This window comes from Ruminococcus flavefaciens, assembly GCF_900119075.1.
Classification (GTDB): domain Bacteria; phylum Bacillota; class Clostridia; order Oscillospirales; family Ruminococcaceae; genus Ruminococcus; species Ruminococcus flavefaciens_Q.
Genome location: NZ_FPIP01000009.1, coordinates 39518 through 63922 on the forward strand (window position 1 = coordinate 39518; position 24405 = coordinate 63922).

Consider the following 24405-nt stretch of genomic DNA (forward strand, 5'->3'; position numbering starts at 1 on the left):
GAAGTGACATATGTCATTTTTTTAGTGACAAATGTCACTCAAAAAGTGACAAATGACATCTTTTCAAAGTCGCAGGAACGTGATAGAATAAGAGCATACCACAGAGGTACGGAAAAAGTTCAGGCGCCGAATATTATTCCAACAGACAAATTACATTTATCAAATCAATTTTATTATTTATTAGGGAGAGATTGTTATGCCAACAAGAAGAACATCATCAACAGGAATCAAAAGTGTAAGTTCAAGACCTGCAAGAGGTTCATCAACAAGACCTGCCGGCAGTTCAACAGCCGGTGTAAAGGAGAAGGAAAATACCGTACTGGGTTATGGTATCAATGCATTAAAGGCATTATACCCAAGTATAGAGTATACTCGCCGCACAAATCCTATTCTTAACGTAAATTACAGATCAAACGACACAGTTAAGGAAGAAGTATATTCGATACAGGATTTTCACAAGGATGCGAGCGAATCTCTGGAAGAGCTTTCCGAGAAATTTACTAATAATTCATCTTTAAATGTTTTATTTTCAGGCTTCAAGGCTGACTTTAATATTGGATTTTCAAACAGCAAAAACAGCACAAAGGAAAATGTCTATCTTAAGGCTTATGGAGTAAAATTTACTTATCGTGAACTGATGAATAAATTTGATTACAAGAATAATCTTGACAGTCAGTTTGCTAATGACTTGAATTCTTCAATGTCGCCAAAGACTTTATTTGATATATACGGAACTCATCTTATCGTTGGCGCTTTATACGGCGGACGTGCGGATATCTGCAATACTACTGAAAAAAGCAGCGATGAAACCGCGGAAGAATTAAAGGCAAAGCTGGAAATAGGATATAAAGACATTGCGAGCGTATCAAATAATACCGAGTGGACAAAGACCATGAAAAGTGTTATGTCGCGTACAGATTTCCATGCTTCGTCTATTGGCGGCGACGGCGATCTGAATAATACTTCTATGGATAATTTCAGCAATGATTTTCAGAGATGGCTGAAGTCCATCACAAAGGCAAACAGTGAATTTTGCAGTATTTATGATCGCGATTCTCTTGTTCCTGTCTGGGATCTTGCTGCTTCTTCAAGACGCAGCAATGAACTCAAAAACTATTATGAGTCAGAGCTTTCTAAACTGAACAACACAATTGCTTCAAACGATTCTTATATTACTGAGCTTATAGTTGGTACAGGTAGTAGTTATGGTGACGCTTGTGCAGCTATCACGGCAAAAAGCGATGAATATCATATTCTTGATCTTGATATGAATTATAGCTGCCATTCGGGATATTACATTTACATTGGTTATAAGTTAGGCTCTAAAGCAGATGCTATTAAAGATATTCAAGGCTTATATTGCACTAAGGTAAGTGAAACAGAGCATGATACCTTAAATAGTAAGAACGGTGCGACATATACTCGCGTTACCGGTTCTTATTACGGCGATCTGAATAGGGGTGTCAAGGGTACGTGGATATATCTGTACACATCAAAAAATGCAAATAAAAAGCCAGTACGCAGAATAAATGCAGCTTTGGCTGAAAATGTAAAAGCAACCGATAATTTAGGTACAACTGTTACATGGTTCGACACTACTAATCAAGCAAGCATGAACAGAGGAAGTAAATCCGGAAAAAAGACATTTGTTTACATGAAGCGCTGATAGTATATAAATCAAGCCCCCGTATATAAACGGGGGCTTCGTCTTATGTATTTTTCTCGGTCTCTTTTATCTTGCCGTCGTATGGACGGAAGCAGATGTTAAGGTCAACATCGCCTTCAATACCGGGGACTCTTCCCGTATTGGAGTACTGCCATATCTTGAAGTCATAGTAGTAAGAGGGCTTTTCAGCGTACTCGGCGAGCCAGAAGTCGTAATCCTTTATCCTAGGCAGGTCAAGCTTGTGCATGGCTGTTCCTGTATTCTGATAAACCATGGGAGTATATCCCGAGTCCTTTACTCTCTCGCAGAATGCCACACAGCAGTCCGCAAGAGCTTCAACGCTGACATTGTCGGTTCTTGCCGCGTCGTGAACTATCTCCCAGTCGTAAACCACGGGGTATGTTATCTTATAATCGGCAAGTGCGTCGATGACTGCGTCGGCTTCTGCTATAGCCTCGTCGGCGTCGGTAGCCTGCGAGTAGAAGTAAACTCCCACCTTTATGCCTGCGTCGAGAGCTCCCTCGATATTGCGCTGGAAAGCCGAATCATAGGTAACTATTCCGTCGCCGTATGTACGGTAGCCCACGCGTATGAACGCAAAGTCGATATCAGCCTGCTTTACCTGTTCCCAGTCAATCTCGCCCTGAAACTCGGAAACATCGACTCCCGTAGTGGATACCACCTCGCCGTTTTCCTTGTAATAGGCGTAGCCGTTGCGCATGGTGAGCTCGTCAAGGTTTATAGTGCTGGCAGGAACGTCCGCATAAACAGGGACGAAGACCTCGCCGTATGTACCGTCGTTCATGAGTATCTTCTTGCCGTCAAGCTGGTAGAAAGTCTCCTCTTTTTCTATTACAGCTCTCCTGCGTATGTCCTTTTTGACACTGGCATTTGCAGGGACTGCCTTATCTCTGCCGCGGATAAATGCCGCCCATATCAGCAGGAGCGTAAGTATCAGGATTATAACAGCTTCTACCAGAGCTATGCTCTTGAAGCGTATACGTCTTTTGTTGTCTGCCATTTTTATCTCCTTTATAGATTTTATTTGTCTGTAAGTATATAATATCACATTTTTCGCAGTTTGTAAACCTCAAAATTCTTACAATTTCGTCACTATGGGGCGTTTTCACTGAAAATTCATCTTATTTCCATTGACAAGCCCTGCCGTATAGTATAAAATTATTATTACAGAAACAATTTTATTACAGGAGAGATTATCATGGAGTACAAATACAAGACAAAAATGGTCTGTTCTCAGGAGATAAGCTTCAATATCGACGGGAACGTCATCACAAATATTGCTTTCCGCGGCGGCTGCAACGGAAATCTCAAGGCACTGTCGAAGGTTCTTGACGGCTGGACCGTTGAGCAGATAGAGGCAAAGCTCAAGGGCAACACCTGCGGTCAGCGCCCAACTTCATGCGCAGACCAGCTGTGCATTGCTGTACGTGAGGCTTATGAAGCACAGAAGTGAGCAGAGTTTAGAACTAAGAGCTAAGAACTAAGAAAGTAGGGCTGCTTTGGGCAGCCCTTGCGCTTAATTAGCCGAAATTCAGAACGAAAGCTGGTGAAAATATGCATGACAGGGATTTTTTAAGCTTATACATAAAAGTTGATAAATTCATAAAGGACGCTTATTCTTCAAACGAGGGTGTATCGGAGTATATTCGACAAATGGAGATTAACTGTGGAAAAGGATATACTTATGTTCAATCATGGCGAAATGACTACATCGAATTGAAACGTGTACGTTGGCTCAGAAACCAACTTGTTCATGACGATATTTTCGAGGGCGAAGAAGAAGATTATGATTGGCTTGAAAATTTCTATAACCGACTGTTCACAGCTGATGATCCACTGTCAAGGATACGTAAAGTTTCCCAAACAATACAACGTAAACCAGTTCAACAAACCACGCAGCCTCCAAAGCCAAGCACCAACCAGCAACTCTATAGGAAAACAGAAACATGGTATGGTTACAACTGGCATAGTAAGTCAAACTTAGAATATGTCCAGTTCAAAGAGGAAATACCGCCGCAGAAACGTCCGAGTTTATGGGAACGTATTATAAGATTCTTTTTTGGATAGATTTTGCTCATGCATATTTAAATCAGTCCGCGTCAGCGGACACCTCAATTATGAATTAAAAAAGGACGGTCATTGACCGTCCTTAATTTTATGCGTTGAGATAAGACCTTACCAGAACCTGCAAAAGCTCATCGCGGTCGATGTGACGGATAAGACTTCTTGCATTGTTGTAGGTCGTGATGTATGTAGGATCTTCCGAAAGAATATAGCCTACTATCTGATTTACGGGGTTATAGCCCTTTTCTGTGAGAGCGTCGTATATGATAGTGAGATTCTTTTTGAGTTCAGCTTCTTTGTCCTCATTTACGGAAAAAGTCATGGTTTTATCAAACATAATATCAGCCTCCCGCTGCTTGGAATACATTTATATATAGCAAACGGCAAAAAGTATTTGGCGTTTGCTATTTGCCGATACGCACGGAGCAAACATAAGTTTGCGAATGTGCGAGGCATTTTTTATCTTTTTATTATAATGAACGTCAAATTTTTGACGGTCATTATAATAATATTATACCCTAAAATCAGCGGCAATGCAAGGGCAGAACGGAATTTTTCCCGATTTGAACGAAATTCCCCGTTGAATTTAGGGATTTTGCACAGCCTGAGCACCGCGAAAAAAGTCATATTGCCCCGATGTTCCACAAAAATGTCAATTGTCTCCGTTATTGATCTCGCATACCGAGACTACAAAGCTGCCGTTTTTGAGTATAAACTGGCGGAAACGGCAGTTTTCGATATCGGTAATGATGTTTTCGCCGTCAAAGCTGAACTCCGCCGTATCCATAGGGTAGGAGATACCCACGCCGAGCGCTTTTACATAGGCTTCTTTGAGAGTCCACAGGCGGAAAAACAGCAGATTTTTCTCGCTTTCGGGAGCTTTTTCAACCATTTCACGTTCCTTTTCCGAAAAAGCCCGTTTCATAACATTTGGACGGAAATCGCGGACGTTCTCGCAGTCTATGCCGCATTCACGGTCCGAGACCATACAGGCGGCTATACCGCTTGCATGGGAGAGATTGTAGTGTACATCGGGATATTCCGCAAGGGAGGGCTTGCCCAGCTTTCCTTTGACGATCGGCGTAGCATCGCCGTATTCTATGCCCATTTTGCGGAGACACTCCCGAAGCATTTTATGCGCATGGCTGTGAAATTCGCGTTTATCCAAGTCTATCATTGATATCATAAGCATAATTATCACCGCTAATATTATATCATTTCGGCAGTCCGATTACAAGAGAAACAGTGACAAATGTCACTGAAAAAGTGACAAATGACACCTTGTGCACGGGAGCTTCTGATGGTATTATAATAGCATAAAGAAAGCTCATGCATTTCAAGGAGGGAAAATATGATAAATACAGAAATGGGTTTACCGCTGCTATTATTTTGTTTATTGCTTTTAATTATGATGATAGTTGGTCTTTGTATGCTTTGTGTTTCTAAAAAGTTAAGCGTAAGGATCACAGGTATAGTTCTTTTGGCTTCGGTTGTTATATGTGTTTTATTCTTTGCGGTGGTTATTTTTCAATTCATTGTAGAATTAATTATAGAGGGTGTTTTAGAATCATGCTTTAATGAGATACAGACCTGCGGTAGGATAGGCTGAAAGGAAAGTCAGGATATGATAATAATAATTATTATGCTTACAGCAATATGGATAGTGATAGATTTTATGGATAATTCCCCGACAGAATCAGAGAGCAAAGGAAATAACAGCGGCATAAAAGCCCTTATAATAGTTCTGATCGTGCTTGTGACCATGATAGCGGGAAGCTGGCTGATAATTAGCAGTGCAAAGAAGGAGTTTAATAAAATATTTGATTCCTGTTGTGGTACAGTGGAGGAAATAGGAAGAATAGGCTGAAAGGAGAGGATAATATGCTGTTTATCGTAATAACCCTTGTGATAATCGGGATATGGGTGGCTTTGGCATTTATTGATCCCTCTAAAACAGCAGAAGAGGACAAGGAGACGATCAAAAAGGCGGTCAAAATAGTGCTCATCATACTTGCAGTGCTGATAGCAGGGATATTGCTTATCCTGAATTCCTTAGCCAATGCAGCGGCAGATATGTTTTCTTCCTGCTGCGAAACAGCGCAGGGAGTGGGAAAGATCGGCTGACCAAACAGGCAATAGTTGCCGCAAATGCGTAAAAATAGCACAAGCTCTTTGACCGAAACACGCATTTTTGTTGAAATAGCGGACATTGTCCGCTATTTGTATTATGGGTATTGACAAACAATGTCGTTTGTTGTAAAATATATTATGTCTACTTATATGATTTATCATACCTACACTATAATAAAGTAAAGGCGGAAAGCAAAAATGGGTTTATTCAAGAACATTTTCGGTGCGAACGCTTACTCCAACCGCGAGCTCAAGCGTATCGAACCTATTAAAAATAAAGTCCTCGATCTGGACGAGGAGTATCAGAAACTCTCCGACGCAGAGCTCAAGGGCAAGACCGCTGAATTCAAGGAGAGACTGGAGGACGGCGAGACTCTCGACGATATCCTCCCCGAGGCTCTTGCTACCGTAAGAGAAGCCGCTTGGCGTGTACTCGAGAAGAAGCCTTACCCAGTACAGATTATCGGTGCTATCGTTCTTCATCAGGGACGTATCGCCGAGATGAAGACAGGTGAAGGTAAAACTCTCGTTGCCTGTGTTGCTTCTTATCTTAATGCTCTCTCAGGTCTGGGCGTTCACGTCGTTACCGTTAACGACTACCTCGCTAAGACACAGGCTGAGGAAATGGGCAAGGTACTCCGCTGGCTGGGACTTACAGTCGGCTGTATCCTCCACGGACTTAACAACGACCAGCGCCGTGCAGCTTATAACTGCGACGTAACCTACGCTACAAACAACGAGCTGGGCTTCGATTACCTCCGTGACAACATGGTTACCCACAAGGAAGAGCGCGTTCAGCGTGCTCCTAACTTCGCTATCGTGGACGAGGTAGACTCTATCCTCATCGACGAGGCTCGTACTCCGCTTATCATTTCCGGACGCGGAGACAAGTCAACAGACCTTTATGCTATCGTTGACCGCTTTGCAAAGACACTTACTGCTACTACAGTCGTTGAAATGGACGACAAGGTAGACCAGGACGCTATCAACGATACCGCTGACTATATCATCGACGAAAAGGCAAAGACCGCTACTATCACACAGCGCGGTGTTAAGAAGGCTGAGGAGGCATTCAGAGTCGAGAACCTTATGGATTCCGAGAATATGACTCTTCTCCACCACATCAATCAGGCTATCAAGGCTAACGGCGTTATGAAGAACGATATCGACTACGTTGTCAAGGACGGCGAGATCATTATCGTTGACGAGTTTACAGGCCGTCTTATGATGGGACGTCGTTTCAACGACGGTCTCCACCAGGCTATCGAGGCTAAGGAAGGCGTTAAGATAAAGAGCGAGTCAAAGACTCTGGCTACTATCACCTTCCAGAACTTCTTCCGTCTTTACACAAAGCTCTCAGGTATGACAGGTACTGCCATGACCGAAGAGGACGAGTTCAAGGAGATATACAAGCTCGACGTTATCGCTATACCGACTAACAAGCCTGTTATCCGTATCGACCATAACGATCAGGTATATACAACAGAAAAGGGCAAGTATGCTGCTATCATCGAGAAGATAAAGGAGTGCCACGACAAGGGACAGCCTATCCTCGTTGGTACTGTTTCTATCGAAAAGTCAGAGCTCCTCTCCGCTATGCTCAAGAGAAAGGGCATCAAGCACGAGGTACTCAACGCCAAGCAGCACGCTAAGGAAGCTGAGATAGTTGCTCAGGCAGGTAAGTACGGCGCTGTTACTATCGCAACCAACATGGCAGGACGTGGTACCGATATCATGCTGGGCGGTAACGCTGAGTTCCTTGCAAGAGCAGAGCTGAGAAAGCGCGAGATACCCGAGGAGATAATCACCGAGGCTATCGGCTTCGCTGATACAGATGTACCGGAAGTTATCGAAGCAAGAAAGCTCTACCGTGAGCTTTATGATAAATTCAACGCAGAGGTAAAGGAAAAGGCTGTTGCAGTCAAGGAAGCAGGCGGACTTTATATCCTCGGTACAGAGCGTCACGAGTCACGCCGTATCGACAACCAGCTCCGCGGACGTTCAGGACGTCAGGGCGACGAGGGCGAAAGCTGCTTCTTCCTCTCGATCGAGGATAACCTCATGCGTATCTTCGCAGGCGACCGCCTCGAAAACCTTATGAAGACTCTCAACGTCGACGAGAATACTCCTATCGAGAGCAAAATGCTCACAAAGATAATCGAGTCATCACAGAAGAAGGTCGAGGGACAGAACTTCAGCATAAGAAAGAACGTCCTCAACTACGACGACGTTATGAATACACAGCGTGAGATAATCTACAAGCAGAGAGCTCAGGTGCTGGACGGTGAGGATCTCCACGAGAGCATTCTCAAGATGATGGAGGATCTTATCAGCTCTACTGTTGATACCTACCTTGTTGATGACGAGGTCAAGGACGACTGGAACATCGTTGGTCTCAAGGAGCACTTCCTCGGCTGGCTCATCGGTCCTGAGGATCTCACATTCACTGATGAGGAGCTTCAGGAGGTATCCAAGGAGGATATCGTAAACGCTCTCAGCACCAAGGCAGGCGAGATATATCAGGCTAAGGAAGAGGAATACGGCTCAGAGATCATGCGTGAGCTCGAAAGAGTTATCCTCCTCAAGGTCGTTGATACAAAGTGGATGGCTCACATCGACGACATGGAAGAGCTCAAGAAGGGTATCGGACTCCGTTCATACGGTCAGAAGAACCCTGTTATCGAGTACCGTTACGAGGGCTTTGAGATGTTCGACGCTATGGTCGAGGCTATCCGTGAGGATACTATCCGTATGCTCCTTACTGTCAAGCTCCAGAGAAACGAAGCTCCCGAGCGTGAGCAGGTGGCTAAGCCTGACGCTCCTAACGCAGGAGCAGGAGACGGCAGCTTCTCCGACGAGCCTGTACGCGCAAAGAAGATCGGCGATAATGATCCATGCCCATGCGGAAGCGGCAAGAAGTATAAAAAGTGCTGTAAGGCAAAGGATATGGAAAGCAAGTGATACCATTACCGAGAGGGGGCGGCTATCGCCCCTTTCGGCATGAAAGGCTTTTTTCAAAGAGAAAGAAAGGTTTTATGAGGTGACATTATGAAAAAGTATATTCTTCCCGTTGTTCTTCTCGCGCTTTTAGCCGGCTGCGGTAAGGTAAAGGATGTGTCTGAGACAGACAGTCATATCGAGATAGTTTCGGGTACTGCTTCTTCTACGACTAAGGGAGCTGCAACATCTGAGACTGAGACTACTACGGATGATGACGGCAAAAAGACCACCACTACCAAAAAAGCCGGTGAAAAGATATCGGGAACTACTACTACTGCTGCCAAGGCAACAGGACGAGTTGTTACAAGAGCTTCGGGCGGAAACAGCGTAGTCCACGGAACTACAAGAGTTGTTCCTACAGCTCCGAGAACTACTTCAAGGACAACAACTTCTGCTTCTTCAACACATCAGCCTGCTACAGAGCCTGCAACATACGATCACAAGGACTACAGCTCAGTGACATTTGATTTCAAGAGCGACAAGCCCGATAAGATCGAGGTTATCCGTCCTTACAGCGACGGCAGGAGCCGTTCCTGTCAGACTCTTAACGTTGATACAACTGAGATAAAGGAAGAGCTTGAAAAGAACTCCAACAAGACTATCAACGATTTCCTTGAAAAAGTAGACTTCGACGGCGACGGATATCCTGACCTCTTTGTAAAGGAAAAGGAAGACGAGCTGAATATATCGGGCAAGTACTTCAAGTATGATCCCGACGAGGGCAAGTACACAGTATGGGAAGAGCTCAATGCTCTTAAGTTCGAGATAAAGAAGGACACATCTTCAAACAGACTTGTAGTTCTCGACAAGAAAGAGGACAAGATAGAGTACGAGAAGAAGTCCTTTGAGTGGAATGCACAGAACAAGCTTGTGCTCAGGGAATATATCCACCAGTATACAAACAGCGGCGATATTCTCATCGACTATATCAACTACGATGAGAACGGTGCTGAGATATCAAGAGAGACTCGTGACAGCGAGGGCAATCTTATAGGTGAAAACAATCAGCCTACATCAGAAGAACCAAATGAAGAATAACTATCTGCACTTCGGCTTTGCTGAATAACAGAAGCGGGCTGCGCCGACATGGTGCAGCCCTTTGTTTGACATTGATAAAATGGAGATATTATTATGAGCAGATACAGTGCATTTGCGCGTTACTATGACGAGCTTACTGCGAATATCGACTATAAAAAGCGGGGAGAATACTTCCACAGTATCATCAAGCGCTTCAAGACCACAAAGGAGAATATCCTCCTCGACCTTGCCTGCGGTACGGGAAGTATCTCGGAGGTAATGGCAGGCCTTGGCTATGACGTCATAGGCGTGGATTACTCAGAGGAAATGCTGGGCATAGCTATGGACAAGAAGTTCGACAGCGGACTTGACATACAGTATATCTGTCAGGATATGCGTGAGCTGGACCTCTATGGTACGGTAGATGTGACTGTATGTGCTCTTGACAGTATCAACCACCTTGCAGGTCTTGACGACGTGAAAAAGGTGTTCAGTAGCGTGGCTCTGTTCTCGGAGCAGGACGGGATTTTCATCTTTGATGTGAATACTCCCTACAAGCACCGCGTTGTGCTGGCAAACAATACCTTTACCTATGAGACGGAAAACGTCTACTGCGTCTGGGAGAACACCCTTGATATCGACACTCTTGAAGTCAAGATGAATCTGGAGTTCTTCGAGAGAGAGGAGAACGGGCTTTACTCACGAAGCTCCGACAGCCTTTCCGAGAGAGCGTTCAGCGAAGCCGATATCGAAAGGCTTCTTGACGAATGCGGCTTTGAGGTGCTGGGCAAGTACGGCGACGATACATTTGAGCTGCCGAGGTCTGATTCGCAGCGTATAGTCTACGCTGCAAGATGTATCAGAAACGGGCAGAAAAAGTGAAAGGACAAGGAAAATGGGTAATTTATACAGGGCAATTTCAGCGGACGGTTCAGCTTTTGCAGCTGTTCTTGACGCTAAGGATATAGTTTCGGAGATAGAGCGCATACACAAGACCTCCGCAGTCATCACAGCAGGTCTTGGCAGGCTTACCATAGGCGCTTCACTTATCGGTTATATGCTGAAAGGCGAGGAGGACAGCGTAACTCTCCGCGTGGACGGCGGCGGTCCTTCGGGACAGCTTGTGGCAGTTGCCGACAGCAGGGGAAACGTAAAGAGCTGCGTGAACAATCCTGTTGTGGAGCTTCCACTGAATGCGCAGGGCAAGCTTGACGTAGGCGGAGCAGTCGGCAGGGACGGTACTCTGTCCGTTGTCAAGGACATGGGACTTAAAGAGCCATATGTAGGCGTTATCCCTCTCGTATCAGGCGAGATAGCCGAGGATATCGCGAGCTACTATGCTACCAGCGAGCAGATACCCACGGTTTGCAGCCTCGGAGTTCTTGTGAATCCAGACCTTACAGTAAAGGCAGCAGGCGGCTTCCTTGTACAGCTCCTGCCATTTGCAGACGAGAAGTGCATAGACACTATCGAGAAAAACGTTGCGAAGATACGTCCCGTATCGGCTATGCTTGACGAGGGCATAACTCCCGAGGAGATAGCAAATATGCTTCTTGAGGGGCTGGAGCCCAATGAGCTTGATACTGCCCACCCTGTATACAAGTGCGATTGCAGCCGCGAGCGCACCGAGCGCGTACTCATAAGCATAGGAAAGGACGAGCTGAAGTCCATAGCCGACGAGGGCAAGGACACTGCGGTAAGCTGTCATTTCTGCGGTAAGGAGTACGTTTTCACTCCCGACGAGATAAGAAAGCTTATAGGTGAATGAGCATGATAACAGCGATTTTTGACCTTGACGGAACTCTTGCCGACACTATCTGCGACCTCGGTGATGCAGTGAATTACGGACTGGAAAAGCTGGGCTGTCCCACCCATGACTATGAGAGCTACAAGCAAATGGTGGGAAACGGCGCGAAAAAGCTCTGTGAGAGAGCTCTTCCCGAGGGGAAAAAGGATAGGTCAGCGGAGCTCCACGGCTTGTTCAGGGAGTATTACAGCGCCCATTATCTTGACAAAACAAGGCTGTATGACGGCATAAAGGAGACTCTCGAAAAGCTCCAGAGCAGGGGAGTTGTCCTTGCAGTCGCCACCAATAAGCCCGAAGATGTTGCGAGGGAGATAGTATGGGAGCTTCTTCCCGATATTGATTTCGTAAAGGTGCTGGGCGGCGTGGACTACAGGCCGCATAAGCCCGACAGTGCAATACTTATTGAGATATTTGCGGCTCTGCCAGACGCGGAGAACCGCGTGTACATGATAGGCGACAGCAATGTGGACGTTCAGACTGCGAAAAATGCAGGGATCACGAGTATCGGCTGTGCGTGGGGATTCCGCGGACGTGCCGAGCTGGAAGCCGAGGGCGCGGACTACATTGCGGAAAGAGCTTCTGATATTGCAGATATCATATTGAAATAATAGTGTAGGGGACGGCGTCCCCGACGTCCCGAAGTTTACCGTTTTATTGAACGCCTTGCAAGTGAAGGCGTCCCTTAATGTGATATTAAAAAAAGCCGCTGCAATTGCAGCGGCTTTGCTGTTTATTTCTCAGGTTCAAGAGTTGTCACCTTATGGAGCAGATACTCCTGTATGCGCAGGGCGTCATTTGCGGTGATACCCTTGCTTGAAGTATCAACGTCGGCATTGTCCGAGCCCTTGGTTGTCAGGTGCTTGCTGTCAGTACCCTCCAAGCCGTACTTGTTGGGGTTGGCAAGTGCCTGCATTATAAGTACAACGTCCGACATATCCACAGCGCCGTCGCAGTTGGCGTCGCCGTAAACTCTTTTTTCATTGCCGTCCGATGTAGTTGATGTAGTGGTGACAGATGAAGTTGTTGTTTCTGAAGTTGTAGTAGTTGTTGTTGTGGAAGATGTAGTCGTAGTTGTTGTGGTTGTGTCAGGCTCCTGCTTTTCAGCTATCGGAGCCATGCTTGGAACACCGTCGCCCCACCAGTCCCAGCGGTCAGCGGTACGGTACTTGTTTATCTTATCTCCGTTTGCAGATGTCCATGTGAACACGTTGTCATAGAGGTGTCCCTCATAGTAGTAGAACTGCGCCATTGCACAAATCTCGTCAGCGTAGGTAGCGTAAGCGCCGTCGTCCTCAGCCTTTGTGCACCAGCCCGTATTGAAGCCCTTGAGACTGTTTCTTACAACCTGATAGTCGTGCATATCCTGCTCGTCTATGCATATCTCCGCAAAGTGGAGTATCTTTCTGATACCCATGTGATTGGAGATGATACAGTCATAGAAGTTTGACTCTGTAAAGGAATACTGGAACATCTCGGGGACGTTGTCCTCGGGCATGAACTTTGGATCGCAGTCCTTGAAAGCCGTAACAGCGGTCTGCAAGGTGCCGTATGCGTGGGCGGAGTTTACTCCCCAGCCGTCCTCATAGGCGGTCTCGTGGTCGGAGCCTATCTTGCCCTCGCCGAGAGTGGACTCACGGGAGCCCAGTCCCAGAAACAGAGCATACATTTTCTCGCGGTCGGTCTGTCCAAGACGTGTGGAAATGAGGTCCCAGTGCTCGTCAATTTCCTTGTAGAGAGCGTACTTGACCTCCTGAACGGTCATTTTGTGGTTGATAGCGCGTATCTCTGCTGTAGAAGCGTCCGCAGGAGTATTTCTCTCGCCGAAATTCAGCGGATTGCCAACGCCCTCTTTCTGGATGTCACGGGAAGTATCGTGGAGGGGCTCGCAGGTCTCTCCTGCATAGCACCATTCCTCAGCGGAGGCGTAGAAGCTCTTATCGCCGATATTGGCAACGGTAAGCGAAGAAGCGCTTATAACAGCCGCTGTGAGAAGTCCGCAAAGTTTACTAAGTTTCATACCTGTCACCTCAGAAATTGGAGCCGTTCCAGCCCCAGTCGTTGGTGCTGGTGTACTTCACGTACACACGGTCTGACGGTATGCCGATATTGTCTGTGAGAATACCTGTGATGTGGCTTGTGAGAGTGGTCAGCGCATTTGAAGAAGCGCTTCCGTAGATAGATACCTCCACCATAGCGGCAGGAGCGCTCTCGCCCTTGAACCACAGGTCGTACTCAGGCTCGATACCCACCATGAGCCAGCCCTCTGACTTGCCGGGGATAGCTGTGATAGCGCGTCCCATAGCGGATTTGATAGATGTTTTCTGCTCCTCGGAAACGGATACGTTGGTCTTGACGTTGATGAATGGCATAATAATTTCCTCCTCATTGTTTTTTAGCCTTTAGCCATTAGCTATTAGCCGTTAGCATGTTGTATAGGGGACGATGTCCACATCGCCCCGATATTATGATGATGTTAGTTGACGGGCTGATGTGGGCATCAGCCCCTACAGGATAATTTTTCCTGCGCTGAATTACGGTTCATATTTCTATAAGTCCCTCTGAAAGCATTTCCTGAGCCGCAAGCATTACGCCCAGCTTGCCGCTTGTGTAGGTTATGCCGCCCTGCATCCATACTGCGTATGGCTCGCGGAGGGGAGCGTCTGCGGAGAGCTCGATAGAAGCTCCGTTTGTGAAAGCGCCTGCCGCCATGATGACCTGACTTGAATAGCCGGGCATATCCCAAGGTTCGGGAGTTACGAATGAGTCAACGGGAGCGCCCTTCTGTATACCGCGGCAGAATGCGCAGAGATGTTCCTCGTCGCCAAGCTTTACAGCGGTGATGATATCTCCTCTCGGCTCGTCCTTGCGGGGGGAGCACTCAAAGCCCAGAAGTGTGAACAGCTCGCTTGCAAAGGTGCAGGTCTTGATAGCATTTGCCACAACGTCTGGAGCGAAGAATATTCCCATGAGCATTTCACGGTTCATGCCGAGAGTACAGCCTACTTCCTTACCCATGCCAACGCAGGTGAGACGATAGGAGCACAGCTCTACAAGGTCGGCACGACCAGCGATATATCCGCCTGTACGGGCGATACCGCCGCCAGCGTTCTTGATAAGGGAGCCGATGATAACGTCAGCGCCTACAGCAGTAGGCTCTCTGTCCTCAACGAACTCGCCGTAGCAGTTATCGACCATTACGATAACGTCGGGATTGCCTTTCTTAGCGGCATTTATCATTTTCTCAATATCGGCAATAGTGAAAGCTCCGCGGAGAGAATAGCCCCGTGAACGCTGTATGTAAGCCACCTTTGCGCCCTTTACGGCTTCGGTTATCTCATCCAGCTTGGGAGTACCGTCAGCGTTCAGGTCGACCTGTCCGTACTCCACGCCGTAGTCCATGAGTGAGCCGTTGCCCTTGTCGCCGCTTATGCCGATGACCTCTTCGAGAGTATCATAGGGCTTGCCTGTGATAGAGACAATTTTGTCGCCTGTGCGGAGAACTCCGAAAAGCGCAACGGAAAGAGCGTGAGTGCCCGAAACGAAGTTGAAGCGCACCAGAGCGTCCTCAGCGCCGAGAGCCTGTGCAAATACCTTATCGATGACCTCACGTCCCATATCTCCGTAGCCATAGCCTGTTGAGCCGTAGAAGCAGGGCTCGCTGACCTTGTTGTCGGAGAATGCCTTGAGGACCTTTGCACCGCAGTATTCGGCGTTTGAATCTATTCTTGCGAAGGCTTCTGCGCAGTTCTTTTCTGCCTGAGCGGCAAGCTCTGCGAGCCTGCTGTCGAAGCCGTATAAGTCGTTTATCTTATTATTCATGTTTTATCCTTTCGATTAATTTGGGGCTGTTTGTAGGGGACGGCGTCCTCGACGTCCCGTTGAGGGAACGCCCTCACTTGCAGGGCGTTCCCTCTTTCAAAACAGTCCACCGGACTGTTTTGAAATTCACCCTTTGCGGAGCGCTTTGTAACTGCGGGGCTTTGCCCCACACCCCACAAGGGCTGTCAGCCCTTGACCTGACCAAAGGAACACAGTCCCTTTGGAATCCCGTTCATAGATTTATAAAGTTATTGCGTTAAATTATGATTTTTCATACATAAATTATATCCGTTTTTAGCGCCTGTGTCAACGCATTTTCGCGGAAAAGTACTCAGACCTTGTAGCTTTCCGCCTCTTTTATGAGCTTCACGTCCACAAGTGCGTCGATGAGAGTTCCGTTTTCTGCGTATTCCTCGGAGAATATCTTGCCGTCCTGTCTTATCCTGCCGAGAAACGCTCCCTTGTCGTAGGGGATAAGGAGCTTCATGCGCTTTGCGGTCTCGGGGAGGTTCTTCATTATGCATTGCAGGAGCTTATCGAAGCCCGTGCGTTCCTTGGCGCTTATCATAACGGTGTGGTCGTCCTCGAAAACAGTGTCCGTAAATGGGGCGGCGTCAGCCTTGTTCATGACGTATATCTGCGGTATTCCCTCACAGCCCAGCTCATTCAGCAGGCTTGCCGTTACTTCTGCCTGTTCCTTTATCTCGGGAGAGGAGAGGTCCTGCACATTGAGGATAATATCCGCCGCCGCAGCTTCTTCAAGAGTTGACTTGAAGGCTTCGACCAGATTATGGGGAAGTCTCCTTATAAGTCCTACCGTATCTATGAGCATGACGCTTCTGCCGTCGGGGAGCTCTATCGAACGGGAGGTGATATCCAGCGTTGCAAAGAGCTTGTTTTCTGCGAGGACTCCTGCGTCGGTGAGTGCGTTGAGCAGTGTGGACTTGCCAACGTTTGTATAGCCAACTATAGCCGCGCAGAGAACGCCGTCCTTTTTGCGGCGTGACCGTGAGAAGTTACGGTGCTTTTTCAGTTCCTCAAGCTCTGCTTCAAGGTAGCTGATACGCTTGCGGATATGGCGCTTGTCGGTCTCCAGCTTTGTTTCACCGGGACCTCTTGTGCCGATACCGCCGCCAAGTCTCGAAAGGGCAGTACCCATGCCCGTGAGACGGGGAAGTCTGTACTTCTGCTGAGCAAGCTCAACTTGCAGCTTGCCCTCTTTTGTACGGGCTCTCTGAGCGAAAATATCCAGTATCAGCGTAGTTCTGTCGATAACCCGGACGTCCAGTATCTCCTCGATATTGCGCACCTGAACTCCCGTAAGCTCGTGGTCGAAGATGACAAGCTCTGCGCCGAGGGCTTCGAGCTGTTCTTTCAGCTCTTCCAGTCTGCCTGCCCCCATACAGGTGGCGGAGTCGTAGGCAGGGCGCTTCTGTATTATAGAGCCCACCACTTCTGCGTTTGCAGTGGTCGCCAACTCTTCAAGCTCGGCTATAGAGACCTCGGCGTCAAATTCGCCTGTATCAACGCAGGCGAGGACTGCTTTTACGGGAATGTCGTCGGTCTTGTTTTCGTACATATGGTACTCCTTGTCAGATTATTTCTCGGCAGTAAAGCTCAGCGTTTTCGGAGCGTATAAGCTCCGAAAAGCAGGAATTATCCGCAATAAGCCTGAGCTTTTGCGCTTTTGTGAGCTGTTTTATGCGGTATTCCAGCTTTGAAGCGAGACTTCTGTCGCCGCAGCTCCAGAGAGCTTCAAGGGACAGGAATTTGTGGGAGCGCGTGAACTTTGCGCCTTTGGGAGTTCTGCGTTCATGCTCGTCCATTCTGCGGTCAACGTCGGTGGTTATGCCCGTGTAGAGCAGGTCTCCCTCGCATTTTATGATGTAAACGTAGTACATCGGGAGCTATTTCAGACTTTGCACATGAGAGCTACAGCATGAGCGGACATACCAAGCTTTTCGCCTGTGAAGCCCAGATGCTCCTCGGTTGTAGCCTTAACGCTGATCTGTGATACGTCGCAGCCGCAAACCTTGGCGATATTCTCGCGCATAGCCATGATATGTGGAGCAAGCTTAGGAGCCTGAGCAATGATAGTAGCGTCGATGTTGCCTATTTCCCAGCCCTCGGCTCTTATCCTGCGGCAAACCTCAGCCATGAGCTTCATGCTGTCGGCGTCCTTGAAGCTGTCATCGTTGTCGGGGAAGAGGTGACCGATGTCGCCCATAGCGAGAGCGCCCAGCATGGCGTCCATTATGGCGTGGACGAGAACGTCAGCGTCCGAGTGACCGAGAAGCCCCGTAACGTGAGGTATCTCGATGCCGCCGAGAATGAGCTTTCTGCCCTCCACCAGCTTGTGAACGTCGTAACCGTGACCTATTCTGAACATATTTTTCTCCTTTCGATAAGTAAGTAGAAGAATTACAGTAATTTTTTGCTTAGCGCATGAATGGGATTCCAAAGGGACTTTGTCCCTTTGGCGGAGTGACTCCCCACACTGTGGGGAGTAACCCCACAGTTACAAAGCCCCTCGCAAAGGGTGAATTTCCAAACAGTCCGGTGGACTGTTTGGAAAGAGGGAACGCCTTGCAAGAGAAGGCGTTCCCTTAAAGGGACGTCGAGGACGCCGTCCCCTATAAATGCGTGTTATGATGTGGCTTTTGTTTCAACAGCCGTTTCTGCTTCATCATGGGATTTTCCGAAAAGCAGCTTTAAAATTATCGGCGTAACGATACTCGATACGATTATGAGCAGTATTACTGCCGTAAAGTAGGACGAGTCGATTATGCCGAGCCCCAGTCCCTTGTTTGTGATGATGAGGGCTACCTCGCCGCGTGTCATCATGCCTGCGCCTATTTTCAGGCAGTCTATCCAGCTGTACCTGAAGCATTTCGATGCAAGTCCGCAGCCGATGACCTTGCTGAGCATAGCTACCAGAACAAAGCCTATTGAGAACACTATCATGCTTGAATCAACGGTGCGAAGGTCTGTTTCAAGACCGATACCTACAAAAAACATAGGTGCAAAGAACATATATCCGTTGATATTTACGCGGCGGTCTATGTACTCGGCATCGCGGACGTTGCAGAGGATTATTCCTGCGATATAAGCGCCTGTGATATCGGCGATACCGAAGTATTTCTCGGCAATATACGCCATTATGAAGCAAAGGGTTATAGCGATGATAGGTATACGTCTTGTGTGAGCGTGTCTGTCATCGTAAAACTTGAACACCTTGTAGATAACGAAGCCTATCACCAGTGAAAGCACAAGGAAAAGCAGTATCTTTCCCGTAACGATGAGAGTATTGCTGTCGGGATCCTTGAAGCCGAGTACAAAGGTGAGGACGATGATACCGATAACGTCATCGATTATAGCGGCGCTGAGTATGGTCTGTCCCACGCGGCTTTTCAGCTTGCCCATTTCCTTCAGCACCTCGACGGTTATGCCGACGGAGGTCGCTGTCATTATACAGCCGATGAACACCGCCTTGAAGAACTCGTCGGAGCCAAACTCCGAGAAGCCGTAAACGCACATATAAAGCAGACTTCCGCCGATCAGCGGTACTAAAACTCCCACGCAGGCGATAAAGAACGCCGCAAATCCCGATTTTTTCATTTCCTGAAGGTTCGTTTCAAGTCCTGCCGAGAACATAATGAGTATAACGCCTATCTCAGCCATTTGCTTGATAAAGGAAGTAGGCTGCACCCAGCCCAGCAGACAGGGACCGATAAGCAGTCCTGCGACTATCTCGCCCACGACCATGGGAGCTTTCAGCCGTCTTGCAAGAAGTCCCGCACCCTTTGCGCAGATGAAAATTATCGCAAGGTCCTTCAGAATCTCATAAGTTGCCATTCATATTCATATCCTTTCGCAAATAAAGGGAGCACAAATGCTCCCATATACATTTATTATACTATGAAACCTTGCAGTTGTCAACTTTTTTGCGGTTCTGACCGAAAAACAGCACTTTTTAGCGAAAAACCGCAAGAATTGGGTTGCAAATATGAAGATGATGTGATATAATAGCTTAAATTAACTAATTCACACAGTAATCAAATTTATGTAAGGACGGTCAATACTATGAAAAAAATAATTTTATCGGCATTGACGCTGACACTGCTTTGCGGCTGTGCTTCGCTGGACAGCGACTATTCCGAGCCCGTTATGCAGGAAATGACAGAAACTATCTCAGCTACAGACACAACAACTACAGCTCCCGAAACTATCGCAAACACTTCTGCCGACGGCAGTATCAGGCTTGAAAGAGGCGTTTACGAGATACAGGAGGCAGAGGAGATGAACCCCGACCTGACATATGACAACAGGTTCAAGGGGGAGTTCTGCGTATTCTTCGATGAAAGCCATGGGGAATACTGGAGCGCATACGACGGCAGGATATCAAGCTTTACCTGCGAGCAGGCAAAGGACAGCATGACCTTTCACGAGACGAATGTATGGGAGAATAGCGCCGATCCTATGAGCGCCAAGTTTGAATTTACCTATGCTGTCGGAACAGACCATGATTTCCGTCTCAGTGATGAGGGGAATATTGTGTTTGATTCCTACGGCAGATTCATGTTCTCTCTGGTGAAGCGTCCCGACCTTGAGCCTGATACCTTTGACGCAACGCAGTATAAGAGCGATTATGTGCTGTCGGATCACGGCTGGCTTGAAGCAGGGGCTTATGCCTATAAAGGAAAGATATTTTCCGAATGATATCATAGTTGAGAGCTGAAAGCTGAGAGTTGAGAGTTAAAAAGTCGCCTTTGACGTCGCATTTCAGATAATGTGAGCGAAGCGAACACATAAACTCTTAACTCTGCACTTTCAGCTCTCAACTTTTTTTAAAAATCGCTTGACAAGCTCTGAATGAAATGATATAATATTTGAGTATCGTGTGTAAACAGGTACTATTATCCTTGCCCGCAGTGAGTTGTCGGGCATGATCCCAGAAGGAGGTGTGCTAAATGGCAAAGGTATCCGCTAAGTATGAAGTAATGGTTGTTTTCAGCCTCAAGAACGGCGAGGAGCCTATGAAGGCTCTCGTAGAGAAGTTCAAGGAGAGAATCGAGCGTCACGCCGAAGCTGTTGAAGTCAACGAGGATTGGGGTAAGCGCAAGCTTGCATATCCTATCGAGGACGAGACAGAGGGCTACTATGTGATCTATACATTCCAGTCACAGCCTGATTATCCTGCTGAGCTTTCAAGACGTCTCAACATCGCAGACGGCGTTCTTCGTTCACTCGTAACAGTTGTTGAATAATTCTACTTCATTATTTAGGAGGCGCTCAGATGAATAAGGTAATTTTAATTGGAAGGCTTACTGCCGATCCTGAGCTGAGACAGACTCAGAGCGGTATCGCTTCTTGCAGATTCACAGTGGCTTGCGACAGAAGATTTGCCGACAAGAACACAGGTGAGAGACAGGCTGATTTCATCAGCTGCACCGCATGGAGACAGACTGCTGAGTTCGTATCAAGATATTTCAATAAGGGTAAACTCATTTGTGTTGAGGGTACTCTCAGAAATAACAACTATCAGGATAAGAACCACCCGGACGTTACACACTACACTACAGATGTGCAGGTGGATAATGTTGAGTTCGTAGGCGGCAAGGGCGAAAGCGGCGGCAACGGCGGCGGTTATAATAACGGCGGCTATAATGCTCCCCAGAACAATTACAATAACAATTATTCTGCTCCTCCGCAGCAGGCAGCTCCACAGCAGCCCGCAGCTAATGACAGTATGTCTTACGGCAACCTCAGCGATTTCGAGGAAATACTCAGTGACGGCGACGTTCCGTTCTGAGTGAACTAACTTTACTTTATTACGATAGGAGGAAAAGTCATGGAAAAGGAAAGAAATTCCCGTCCTGCGAAGAAGCCACGCAAGAAGGTTTGTATGTTCTGCGCTGACAGAATCGAGAAGATCGATTATAAGGATCTCGCTAAGCTCAGAAAGTGCATGACAGAGAGAGCTAAGATTCTTCCAAGACGTGTAACAGGCACTTGCGCTTACCACCAGCGTGAGCTCACAGTTGCTATCAAGAGAGCAAGACACATCGCTCTGCTTCCTTATATCAGCGACTAATTCATAAATTCAAGGGAGGCATTAAGCCTCCCTTTTTGCATATTCATATTTTGACGTTTTATCATATGTATCCGCTCCTTACGGCATCGTTAAAGGAGCGTATTCAGGTCTATCGGTCGATATTCTGTACGGCGAGCTCTTCGTCCTTGCGGAAGAGAAGAGATATACACCATACTGCCGAAATTGCTACGAGAATGTAGACTGCACGGCTGATGACGCTTCCTGCGCCGCCGAAAAGCCATGCTACCATATCAAACTCGAAAATACCGACCAATCCCCAGTTTATTCCTCCGATTATCAGAAGAATAAGAGCTAATTTGTCCCACATATTGAGAACACCTCTTTGTTCGGGAATTACGGCGCAATGCGCCGACGACCACTGATTTCGGCTCATGCCGCGTTTCAGCGGTACAAAGCTATTATCGCCGCTTATCCCGTGATTATTCATTTTTGAAGGAGAAAATTATGGTTTTGGAAAATATCGCATTATTTGACTTTGACAAAAAAACATGGATTCTCATTGCAGCCGCAGCAATTGCAGCACTGCTGCTCATTCTCTATATCTGCGTTCATTTCAGCAAGGGCAAGCGAAAGGGCAGAGCTGCCGAGCGCAAGGTGGGAAAATTTATCAAAAAACTGGGCAAAAAAGACCATATCAGGATAATAAACAACGCCTATCTGCCTCTTTACAACAAAGCCTGCGAGGTGGACCACCTCGTTTTCGGACGCTTCGGAGTCCTTGTTGTGGAGACTAAGGGTATCTCTGGCAAGGTAACAGGCAGCGGCAAGAACCTCACCCATACCATAGGCAGCAAGACGCACAAGCTCTACAACCCTCAGATGCAGAACAAAACTCATATCGACAATGTTGTACATCACCTGAAAAAAGGCGGCTTCGACAAGGTGCCCGTTACGGGAGCAGTTGTCTTTTCGGCAAATGACATCGAGTTTCCCTCGGAGATAGGCACCGACCTCAAGGGACTTGAAAAGCTCTACTGCTCTCTCAGGGACGCAGGCTGCAATCAGGACGTGCTGTATAACTATTTCAACGATATGCAGGTACGCAATCCGCTCAAAAAGGCGTGGATAAAAACACGCAAGAAAAACGACTGATACGTCAAAGAAAGGAGTTTACCATGAAGATAAAACGTTTCATCGCGTTGGCAGCGGCAGCCCTCTTAGCCTTTCCCTCGGCGCTGCGCACGGAAACATTACCCTCACAGACAGCGATTGCAGCTGACATAAGCTCGGTAACGTTCAACAACTTCGACAGCCGCATAAACGGCGGAGAGCCTATCCGCGGCGTTGATATCTCCAGTATCATCTCCCTCGAAGAAGCAGGCGTGAAGTTCTACAACGACAACGGTCAGGAGCAGGATATCTTCCAGACTCTTGCGGAGCACGGCGTAAACTATATCCGCGTAAGGATATGGAACGAGCCTCACGACGACAACGGCAGCACCTACGGCGGAGGTCATAATGACCTTGAAACTGCTGTAAAGATAGGCAAGCTTGCCGCTGACCACGGAATGAAGCTCCTTGCGGATATCCAGTATTCCGATTTCTGGGCAGACCCCGGAAAGCAGACACGCCCCAAGTACTGGCAGCCTCATGACCACAACAAGCTCAAGGGCGAGATATACAACTGGACGTCATGGGTAGTGAAGTACCTCACGGAAAACGGCAGCGATATCGGTATGGTGCAGATAGGCAACGAGACCAACTGCTTTTTCTGCGACGAGAAGGATATGTACGAGATATGCGACCTTTTCTCCAGCGGCGAAAAGGCTGTCCGTGACTATAACAAGAATATCCTCATCGCTCATCACTTCGCAAATCCGGGCAGCGGACATTTCGACTGGTATGCGCAGGTAATGAACGAGTGCAAGCTGGATTATGATGTTTTTGCCTGCTCGTATTATTCCTACTGGCATGGTTCGCTTGAAAATATGCAGAAGGTACTGACAGGCATCGGCAACAAGTACAACAAGTACGTTATGGTGGTTGAGACTGCCTATCCTTATACAAACAATGACGGCGATAACTTCGGAAATACCGTAACATCAAGCACCAAGGACGTTGACCTGAGATATGATATCTCGGTAGACGGACAGGCTAAGGCTGTCACCGATGTTTTCAAGACAGTGGCAAACTGCAACGGACACGGTATCGGCGTATTCTACTGGGAGCCTGCATGGCTGGGAGTTCCCGATATCTCCAAGGGCGAGCAGCAGAAGCTGTGGGACAAGTACGGCACAGGCTGGGCTACATATCATGCAAAGGGCTACGACAAGGACGTTACGGAGTCGGGCGGCTCTTCATTCGATAATCAGGCGCTTTTCGACTTCCACGGCAAGCCTTTGGAATCACTGGACGTATTCCTCAACATCTATCCTCAGAAAAAGCCTGTTGTAACAACAACAACTACCACGACCACGACTACAACTACTACCACCACAACAACTACATCAACGACAACCACCACTACAACAAGCATAACGACTACGACATCAACAACTACTGCCGCGACTACGACAAAAGAACCACAAACTGTCACCGAAGTACGCGGTGATATAAACCATGACGGTGTTATTGACAGTTTTGACCTTATTGCTTTCAGAAAACTCATTTTGACTGACAAAAAGCCGTTGGTACATTATGATTTCAACTCTGACGGCGAAGTCGGAGTTGCCGATCTTGTAAAGCTCCAGAGATTCATACTCGGCTATAAGGACGATGATTTTATAATGGTCACGCTTTATAACAGGAATACATGAAAAAATCCCC

The 24405-nt window shown here is 47.4% G+C and carries 28 protein-coding genes; 17 read left to right on the top strand and 11 right to left on the bottom strand.

All coding sequences use genetic code 11. The features are described 5' to 3' along the window. Nucleotides 1-196: 196 nt before the first annotated feature. Nucleotides 197-1666, top strand: a complete 1470-nt coding sequence (locus tag BT105_RS12035; RefSeq protein WP_072300974.1) for an MAC/perforin domain-containing protein — start codon at nucleotides 197-199, stop codon at nucleotides 1664-1666. 43 nt (nucleotides 1667-1709) lie between these two features. Here the strand turns inward: BT105_RS12035 and BT105_RS12040 are convergent, their stop codons facing one another. After that, nucleotides 1710-2687: a glycoside hydrolase family 25 protein gene (locus BT105_RS12040; protein WP_072300975.1), complete on the bottom strand. Its 978-nt coding sequence runs from the start codon at nucleotides 2685-2687 to the stop codon at nucleotides 1710-1712. A 198-nt stretch (nucleotides 2688-2885) separates the two neighbouring features. Here BT105_RS12040 and BT105_RS12045 point away from each other — a divergent pair, with 198 nt between their 5' ends. Next, complete coding sequence (locus BT105_RS12045; protein WP_072300976.1) at nucleotides 2886-3140, top strand: TIGR03905 family TSCPD domain-containing protein; 255 nt, start codon at nucleotides 2886-2888, stop codon at nucleotides 3138-3140. Between the two features lie 101 nt (nucleotides 3141-3241). Beyond that, complete coding sequence (locus tag BT105_RS12050) at nucleotides 3242-3754, top strand: DUF6548 family protein (RefSeq protein ID WP_072300977.1); 513 nt, start codon at nucleotides 3242-3244, stop codon at nucleotides 3752-3754. Nucleotides 3755-3842: 88 nt separating this feature from the next. Here the strand turns inward: BT105_RS12050 and BT105_RS12055 are convergent, their stop codons facing one another. Next, nucleotides 3843-4088 (bottom strand): IreB family regulatory phosphoprotein, encoded by a 246-nt coding sequence (locus tag BT105_RS12055; protein WP_024860721.1) that lies wholly within the window; start codon nucleotides 4086-4088, stop codon nucleotides 3843-3845. A 315-nt stretch (nucleotides 4089-4403) separates the two neighbouring features. Further along, nucleotides 4404-4943: a 4'-phosphopantetheinyl transferase family protein gene (locus BT105_RS12060; RefSeq protein WP_072300978.1), complete on the bottom strand. Its 540-nt coding sequence runs from the start codon at nucleotides 4941-4943 to the stop codon at nucleotides 4404-4406. Between the two features lie 159 nt (nucleotides 4944-5102). Between BT105_RS12060 and BT105_RS12065 the strand changes: the two genes are divergently transcribed. From BT105_RS12065 to BT105_RS12100, 8 genes are all read left to right on the top strand, one after another. Next, nucleotides 5103-5360, top strand: coding sequence for a hypothetical protein (locus BT105_RS12065; RefSeq protein WP_072300979.1), 258 nt, complete (start codon nucleotides 5103-5105; stop codon nucleotides 5358-5360). Nucleotides 5361-5375: 15 nt separating this feature from the next. Then, nucleotides 5376-5618, top strand: coding sequence for a hypothetical protein (locus BT105_RS12070; protein ID WP_072300980.1), 243 nt, complete (start codon nucleotides 5376-5378; stop codon nucleotides 5616-5618). A gap of 14 nt (nucleotides 5619-5632) precedes the next feature. Continuing rightward, nucleotides 5633-5875: a hypothetical protein gene (locus BT105_RS12075; protein WP_028514561.1), complete on the top strand. Its 243-nt coding sequence runs from the start codon at nucleotides 5633-5635 to the stop codon at nucleotides 5873-5875. Between the two features lie 204 nt (nucleotides 5876-6079). Next, nucleotides 6080-8842 (top strand): preprotein translocase subunit SecA, encoded by a 2763-nt coding sequence (secA, locus tag BT105_RS12080; protein WP_072300981.1) that lies wholly within the window; start codon nucleotides 6080-6082, stop codon nucleotides 8840-8842. An 87-nt stretch (nucleotides 8843-8929) separates the two neighbouring features. Beyond that, nucleotides 8930-9919 carry a hypothetical protein gene (locus BT105_RS12085; RefSeq protein WP_072300982.1) on the top strand — a complete coding sequence of 330 codons (990 nt, stop codon included), beginning with the start codon at nucleotides 8930-8932 and terminating at the stop codon, nucleotides 9917-9919. Nucleotides 9920-10012: 93 nt separating this feature from the next. Beyond that, nucleotides 10013-10780: a class I SAM-dependent DNA methyltransferase gene (locus BT105_RS12090; protein ID WP_072300983.1), complete on the top strand. Its 768-nt coding sequence runs from the start codon at nucleotides 10013-10015 to the stop codon at nucleotides 10778-10780. Nucleotides 10781-10793: 13 nt separating this feature from the next. Then, nucleotides 10794-11666 carry an Hsp33 family molecular chaperone HslO gene (hslO, locus tag BT105_RS12095; RefSeq protein ID WP_072300984.1) on the top strand — a complete coding sequence of 291 codons (873 nt, stop codon included), beginning with the start codon at nucleotides 10794-10796 and terminating at the stop codon, nucleotides 11664-11666. Nucleotides 11667-11668: 2 nt separating this feature from the next. Beyond that, entirely contained in the window at nucleotides 11669-12313 is a 645-nt protein-coding gene (locus BT105_RS12100) for an HAD family hydrolase (RefSeq protein ID WP_081367893.1), read from the top strand. 122 nt (nucleotides 12314-12435) lie between these two features. Here the strand turns inward: BT105_RS12100 and BT105_RS12105 are convergent, their stop codons facing one another. The 7 genes from BT105_RS12105 to BT105_RS12135 all read right to left on the bottom strand — a co-directional run bounded on the left by BT105_RS12105 (nucleotide 12436) and on the right by BT105_RS12135 (nucleotide 19379). After that, nucleotides 12436-13722 (bottom strand): dockerin type I repeat-containing protein, encoded by a 1287-nt coding sequence (locus BT105_RS12105; RefSeq protein ID WP_072300986.1) that lies wholly within the window; start codon nucleotides 13720-13722, stop codon nucleotides 12436-12438. Nucleotides 13723-13732: 10 nt separating this feature from the next. Then, nucleotides 13733-14074, bottom strand: coding sequence for a phenylpyruvate tautomerase MIF-related protein (locus BT105_RS12110; protein WP_028514568.1), 342 nt, complete (start codon nucleotides 14072-14074; stop codon nucleotides 13733-13735). A gap of 169 nt (nucleotides 14075-14243) precedes the next feature. Beyond that, entirely contained in the window at nucleotides 14244-15524 is a 1281-nt protein-coding gene (locus BT105_RS12115) for a methionine gamma-lyase family protein (protein WP_072300987.1), read from the bottom strand. A gap of 331 nt (nucleotides 15525-15855) precedes the next feature. Beyond that, a complete protein-coding gene (gene hflX / locus BT105_RS12120; RefSeq protein WP_072300988.1) occupies nucleotides 15856-17103 on the bottom strand; it encodes a GTPase HflX in 1248 nt (415 codons plus the stop codon). 13 nt (nucleotides 17104-17116) lie between these two features. Then, nucleotides 17117-17425, bottom strand: a complete 309-nt coding sequence (locus BT105_RS12125) for a GIY-YIG nuclease family protein (RefSeq protein WP_028514571.1) — start codon at nucleotides 17423-17425, stop codon at nucleotides 17117-17119. A gap of 11 nt (nucleotides 17426-17436) precedes the next feature. Continuing rightward, nucleotides 17437-17913: a 2-C-methyl-D-erythritol 2,4-cyclodiphosphate synthase gene (ispF, locus tag BT105_RS12130; RefSeq protein WP_072300989.1), complete on the bottom strand. Its 477-nt coding sequence runs from the start codon at nucleotides 17911-17913 to the stop codon at nucleotides 17437-17439. 257 nt (nucleotides 17914-18170) lie between these two features. Further along, nucleotides 18171-19379, bottom strand: a complete 1209-nt coding sequence (locus BT105_RS12135; protein ID WP_072300990.1) for a cation:proton antiporter — start codon at nucleotides 19377-19379, stop codon at nucleotides 18171-18173. A gap of 228 nt (nucleotides 19380-19607) precedes the next feature. Here BT105_RS12135 and BT105_RS12140 point away from each other — a divergent pair, with 228 nt between their 5' ends. From BT105_RS12140 to rpsR, 4 genes are all read left to right on the top strand, one after another. Then, complete coding sequence (locus BT105_RS12140; protein WP_028514574.1) at nucleotides 19608-20243, top strand: hypothetical protein; 636 nt, start codon at nucleotides 19608-19610, stop codon at nucleotides 20241-20243. Nucleotides 20244-20494: 251 nt separating this feature from the next. Further along, nucleotides 20495-20791, top strand: coding sequence for a 30S ribosomal protein S6 (rpsF, locus tag BT105_RS12145; protein ID WP_028514575.1), 297 nt, complete (start codon nucleotides 20495-20497; stop codon nucleotides 20789-20791). Nucleotides 20792-20820: 29 nt separating this feature from the next. Continuing rightward, a complete protein-coding gene (locus BT105_RS12150; protein WP_072300991.1) occupies nucleotides 20821-21336 on the top strand; it encodes a single-stranded DNA-binding protein in 516 nt (171 codons plus the stop codon). A 39-nt stretch (nucleotides 21337-21375) separates the two neighbouring features. Beyond that, nucleotides 21376-21618, top strand: a complete 243-nt coding sequence (gene rpsR / locus BT105_RS12155) for a 30S ribosomal protein S18 (protein WP_019680929.1) — start codon at nucleotides 21376-21378, stop codon at nucleotides 21616-21618. Between the two features lie 109 nt (nucleotides 21619-21727). On the opposite strand, the gene BT105_RS12160 is transcribed toward rpsR, so the two are convergent. Next, nucleotides 21728-21946: a DUF378 domain-containing protein gene (locus tag BT105_RS12160; RefSeq protein ID WP_028514577.1), complete on the bottom strand. Its 219-nt coding sequence runs from the start codon at nucleotides 21944-21946 to the stop codon at nucleotides 21728-21730. A 137-nt stretch (nucleotides 21947-22083) separates the two neighbouring features. On the opposite strand from BT105_RS12160, the gene BT105_RS12165 reads away from it, so the two are divergent. Together BT105_RS12165 and BT105_RS12170 are read left to right on the top strand one after the other, a co-directional pair. Next, complete coding sequence (locus BT105_RS12165) at nucleotides 22084-22731, top strand: nuclease-related domain-containing protein (RefSeq protein ID WP_072300992.1); 648 nt, start codon at nucleotides 22084-22086, stop codon at nucleotides 22729-22731. A gap of 23 nt (nucleotides 22732-22754) precedes the next feature. Then, entirely contained in the window at nucleotides 22755-24395 is a 1641-nt protein-coding gene (locus BT105_RS12170; RefSeq protein WP_072300993.1) for a glycosyl hydrolase 53 family protein, read from the top strand. Nucleotides 24396-24405 lie beyond the last annotated feature (10 nt).

What these genes read in the sequence shown, in the direction of transcription:
- BT105_RS12135 (WP_072300990.1), bottom strand. Translation starts at nt 19,379, where the DNA reads ATGGCAACTTATGAGATTCTGAAGGACCTTGCGATAATTTTCATCTGC.
- BT105_RS12050 (WP_072300977.1), top strand. Translation starts at nt 3,242, where the DNA reads ATGCATGACAGGGATTTTTTAAGCTTATACATAAAAGTTGATAAATTC.
- ispF (WP_072300989.1), bottom strand. Translation starts at nt 17,913, where the DNA reads ATGTTCAGAATAGGTCACGGTTACGACGTTCACAAGCTGGTGGAGGGC.
- BT105_RS12055 (WP_024860721.1), bottom strand. Translation starts at nt 4,088, where the DNA reads ATGTTTGATAAAACCATGACTTTTTCCGTAAATGAGGACAAAGAAGCT.
- BT105_RS12160 (WP_028514577.1), bottom strand. Translation starts at nt 21,946, where the DNA reads ATGTGGGACAAATTAGCTCTTATTCTTCTGATAATCGGAGGAATAAAC.
- BT105_RS12045 (WP_072300976.1), top strand. Translation starts at nt 2,886, where the DNA reads ATGGAGTACAAATACAAGACAAAAATGGTCTGTTCTCAGGAGATAAGC.
- BT105_RS12170 (WP_072300993.1), top strand. Translation starts at nt 22,755, where the DNA reads ATGAAGATAAAACGTTTCATCGCGTTGGCAGCGGCAGCCCTCTTAGCC.
- BT105_RS12075 (WP_028514561.1), top strand. Translation starts at nt 5,633, where the DNA reads ATGCTGTTTATCGTAATAACCCTTGTGATAATCGGGATATGGGTGGCT.
- BT105_RS12165 (WP_072300992.1), top strand. Translation starts at nt 22,084, where the DNA reads ATGGTTTTGGAAAATATCGCATTATTTGACTTTGACAAAAAAACATGG.
- BT105_RS12125 (WP_028514571.1), bottom strand. Translation starts at nt 17,425, where the DNA reads ATGTACTACGTTTACATCATAAAATGCGAGGGAGACCTGCTCTACACG.
- BT105_RS12105 (WP_072300986.1), bottom strand. Translation starts at nt 13,722, where the DNA reads ATGAAACTTAGTAAACTTTGCGGACTTCTCACAGCGGCTGTTATAAGC.
- BT105_RS12090 (WP_072300983.1), top strand. Translation starts at nt 10,013, where the DNA reads ATGAGCAGATACAGTGCATTTGCGCGTTACTATGACGAGCTTACTGCG.
- BT105_RS12140 (WP_028514574.1), top strand. Translation starts at nt 19,608, where the DNA reads ATGAAAAAAATAATTTTATCGGCATTGACGCTGACACTGCTTTGCGGC.
- hslO (WP_072300984.1), top strand. Translation starts at nt 10,794, where the DNA reads ATGGGTAATTTATACAGGGCAATTTCAGCGGACGGTTCAGCTTTTGCA.
- rpsF (WP_028514575.1), top strand. Translation starts at nt 20,495, where the DNA reads ATGGCAAAGGTATCCGCTAAGTATGAAGTAATGGTTGTTTTCAGCCTC.
- BT105_RS12060 (WP_072300978.1), bottom strand. Translation starts at nt 4,943, where the DNA reads ATGCTTATGATATCAATGATAGACTTGGATAAACGCGAATTTCACAGC.
- BT105_RS12065 (WP_072300979.1), top strand. Translation starts at nt 5,103, where the DNA reads ATGATAAATACAGAAATGGGTTTACCGCTGCTATTATTTTGTTTATTG.
- BT105_RS12040 (WP_072300975.1), bottom strand. Translation starts at nt 2,687, where the DNA reads ATGGCAGACAACAAAAGACGTATACGCTTCAAGAGCATAGCTCTGGTA.
- BT105_RS12085 (WP_072300982.1), top strand. Translation starts at nt 8,930, where the DNA reads ATGAAAAAGTATATTCTTCCCGTTGTTCTTCTCGCGCTTTTAGCCGGC.
- BT105_RS12070 (WP_072300980.1), top strand. Translation starts at nt 5,376, where the DNA reads ATGATAATAATAATTATTATGCTTACAGCAATATGGATAGTGATAGAT.
- BT105_RS12115 (WP_072300987.1), bottom strand. Translation starts at nt 15,524, where the DNA reads ATGAATAATAAGATAAACGACTTATACGGCTTCGACAGCAGGCTCGCA.
- BT105_RS12110 (WP_028514568.1), bottom strand. Translation starts at nt 14,074, where the DNA reads ATGCCATTCATCAACGTCAAGACCAACGTATCCGTTTCCGAGGAGCAG.
- BT105_RS12100 (WP_081367893.1), top strand. Translation starts at nt 11,669, where the DNA reads ATGATAACAGCGATTTTTGACCTTGACGGAACTCTTGCCGACACTATC.
- BT105_RS12150 (WP_072300991.1), top strand. Translation starts at nt 20,821, where the DNA reads ATGAATAAGGTAATTTTAATTGGAAGGCTTACTGCCGATCCTGAGCTG.
- hflX (WP_072300988.1), bottom strand. Translation starts at nt 17,103, where the DNA reads ATGTACGAAAACAAGACCGACGACATTCCCGTAAAAGCAGTCCTCGCC.
- rpsR (WP_019680929.1), top strand. Translation starts at nt 21,376, where the DNA reads ATGGAAAAGGAAAGAAATTCCCGTCCTGCGAAGAAGCCACGCAAGAAG.
- BT105_RS12035 (WP_072300974.1), top strand. Translation starts at nt 197, where the DNA reads ATGCCAACAAGAAGAACATCATCAACAGGAATCAAAAGTGTAAGTTCA.
- secA (WP_072300981.1), top strand. Translation starts at nt 6,080, where the DNA reads ATGGGTTTATTCAAGAACATTTTCGGTGCGAACGCTTACTCCAACCGC.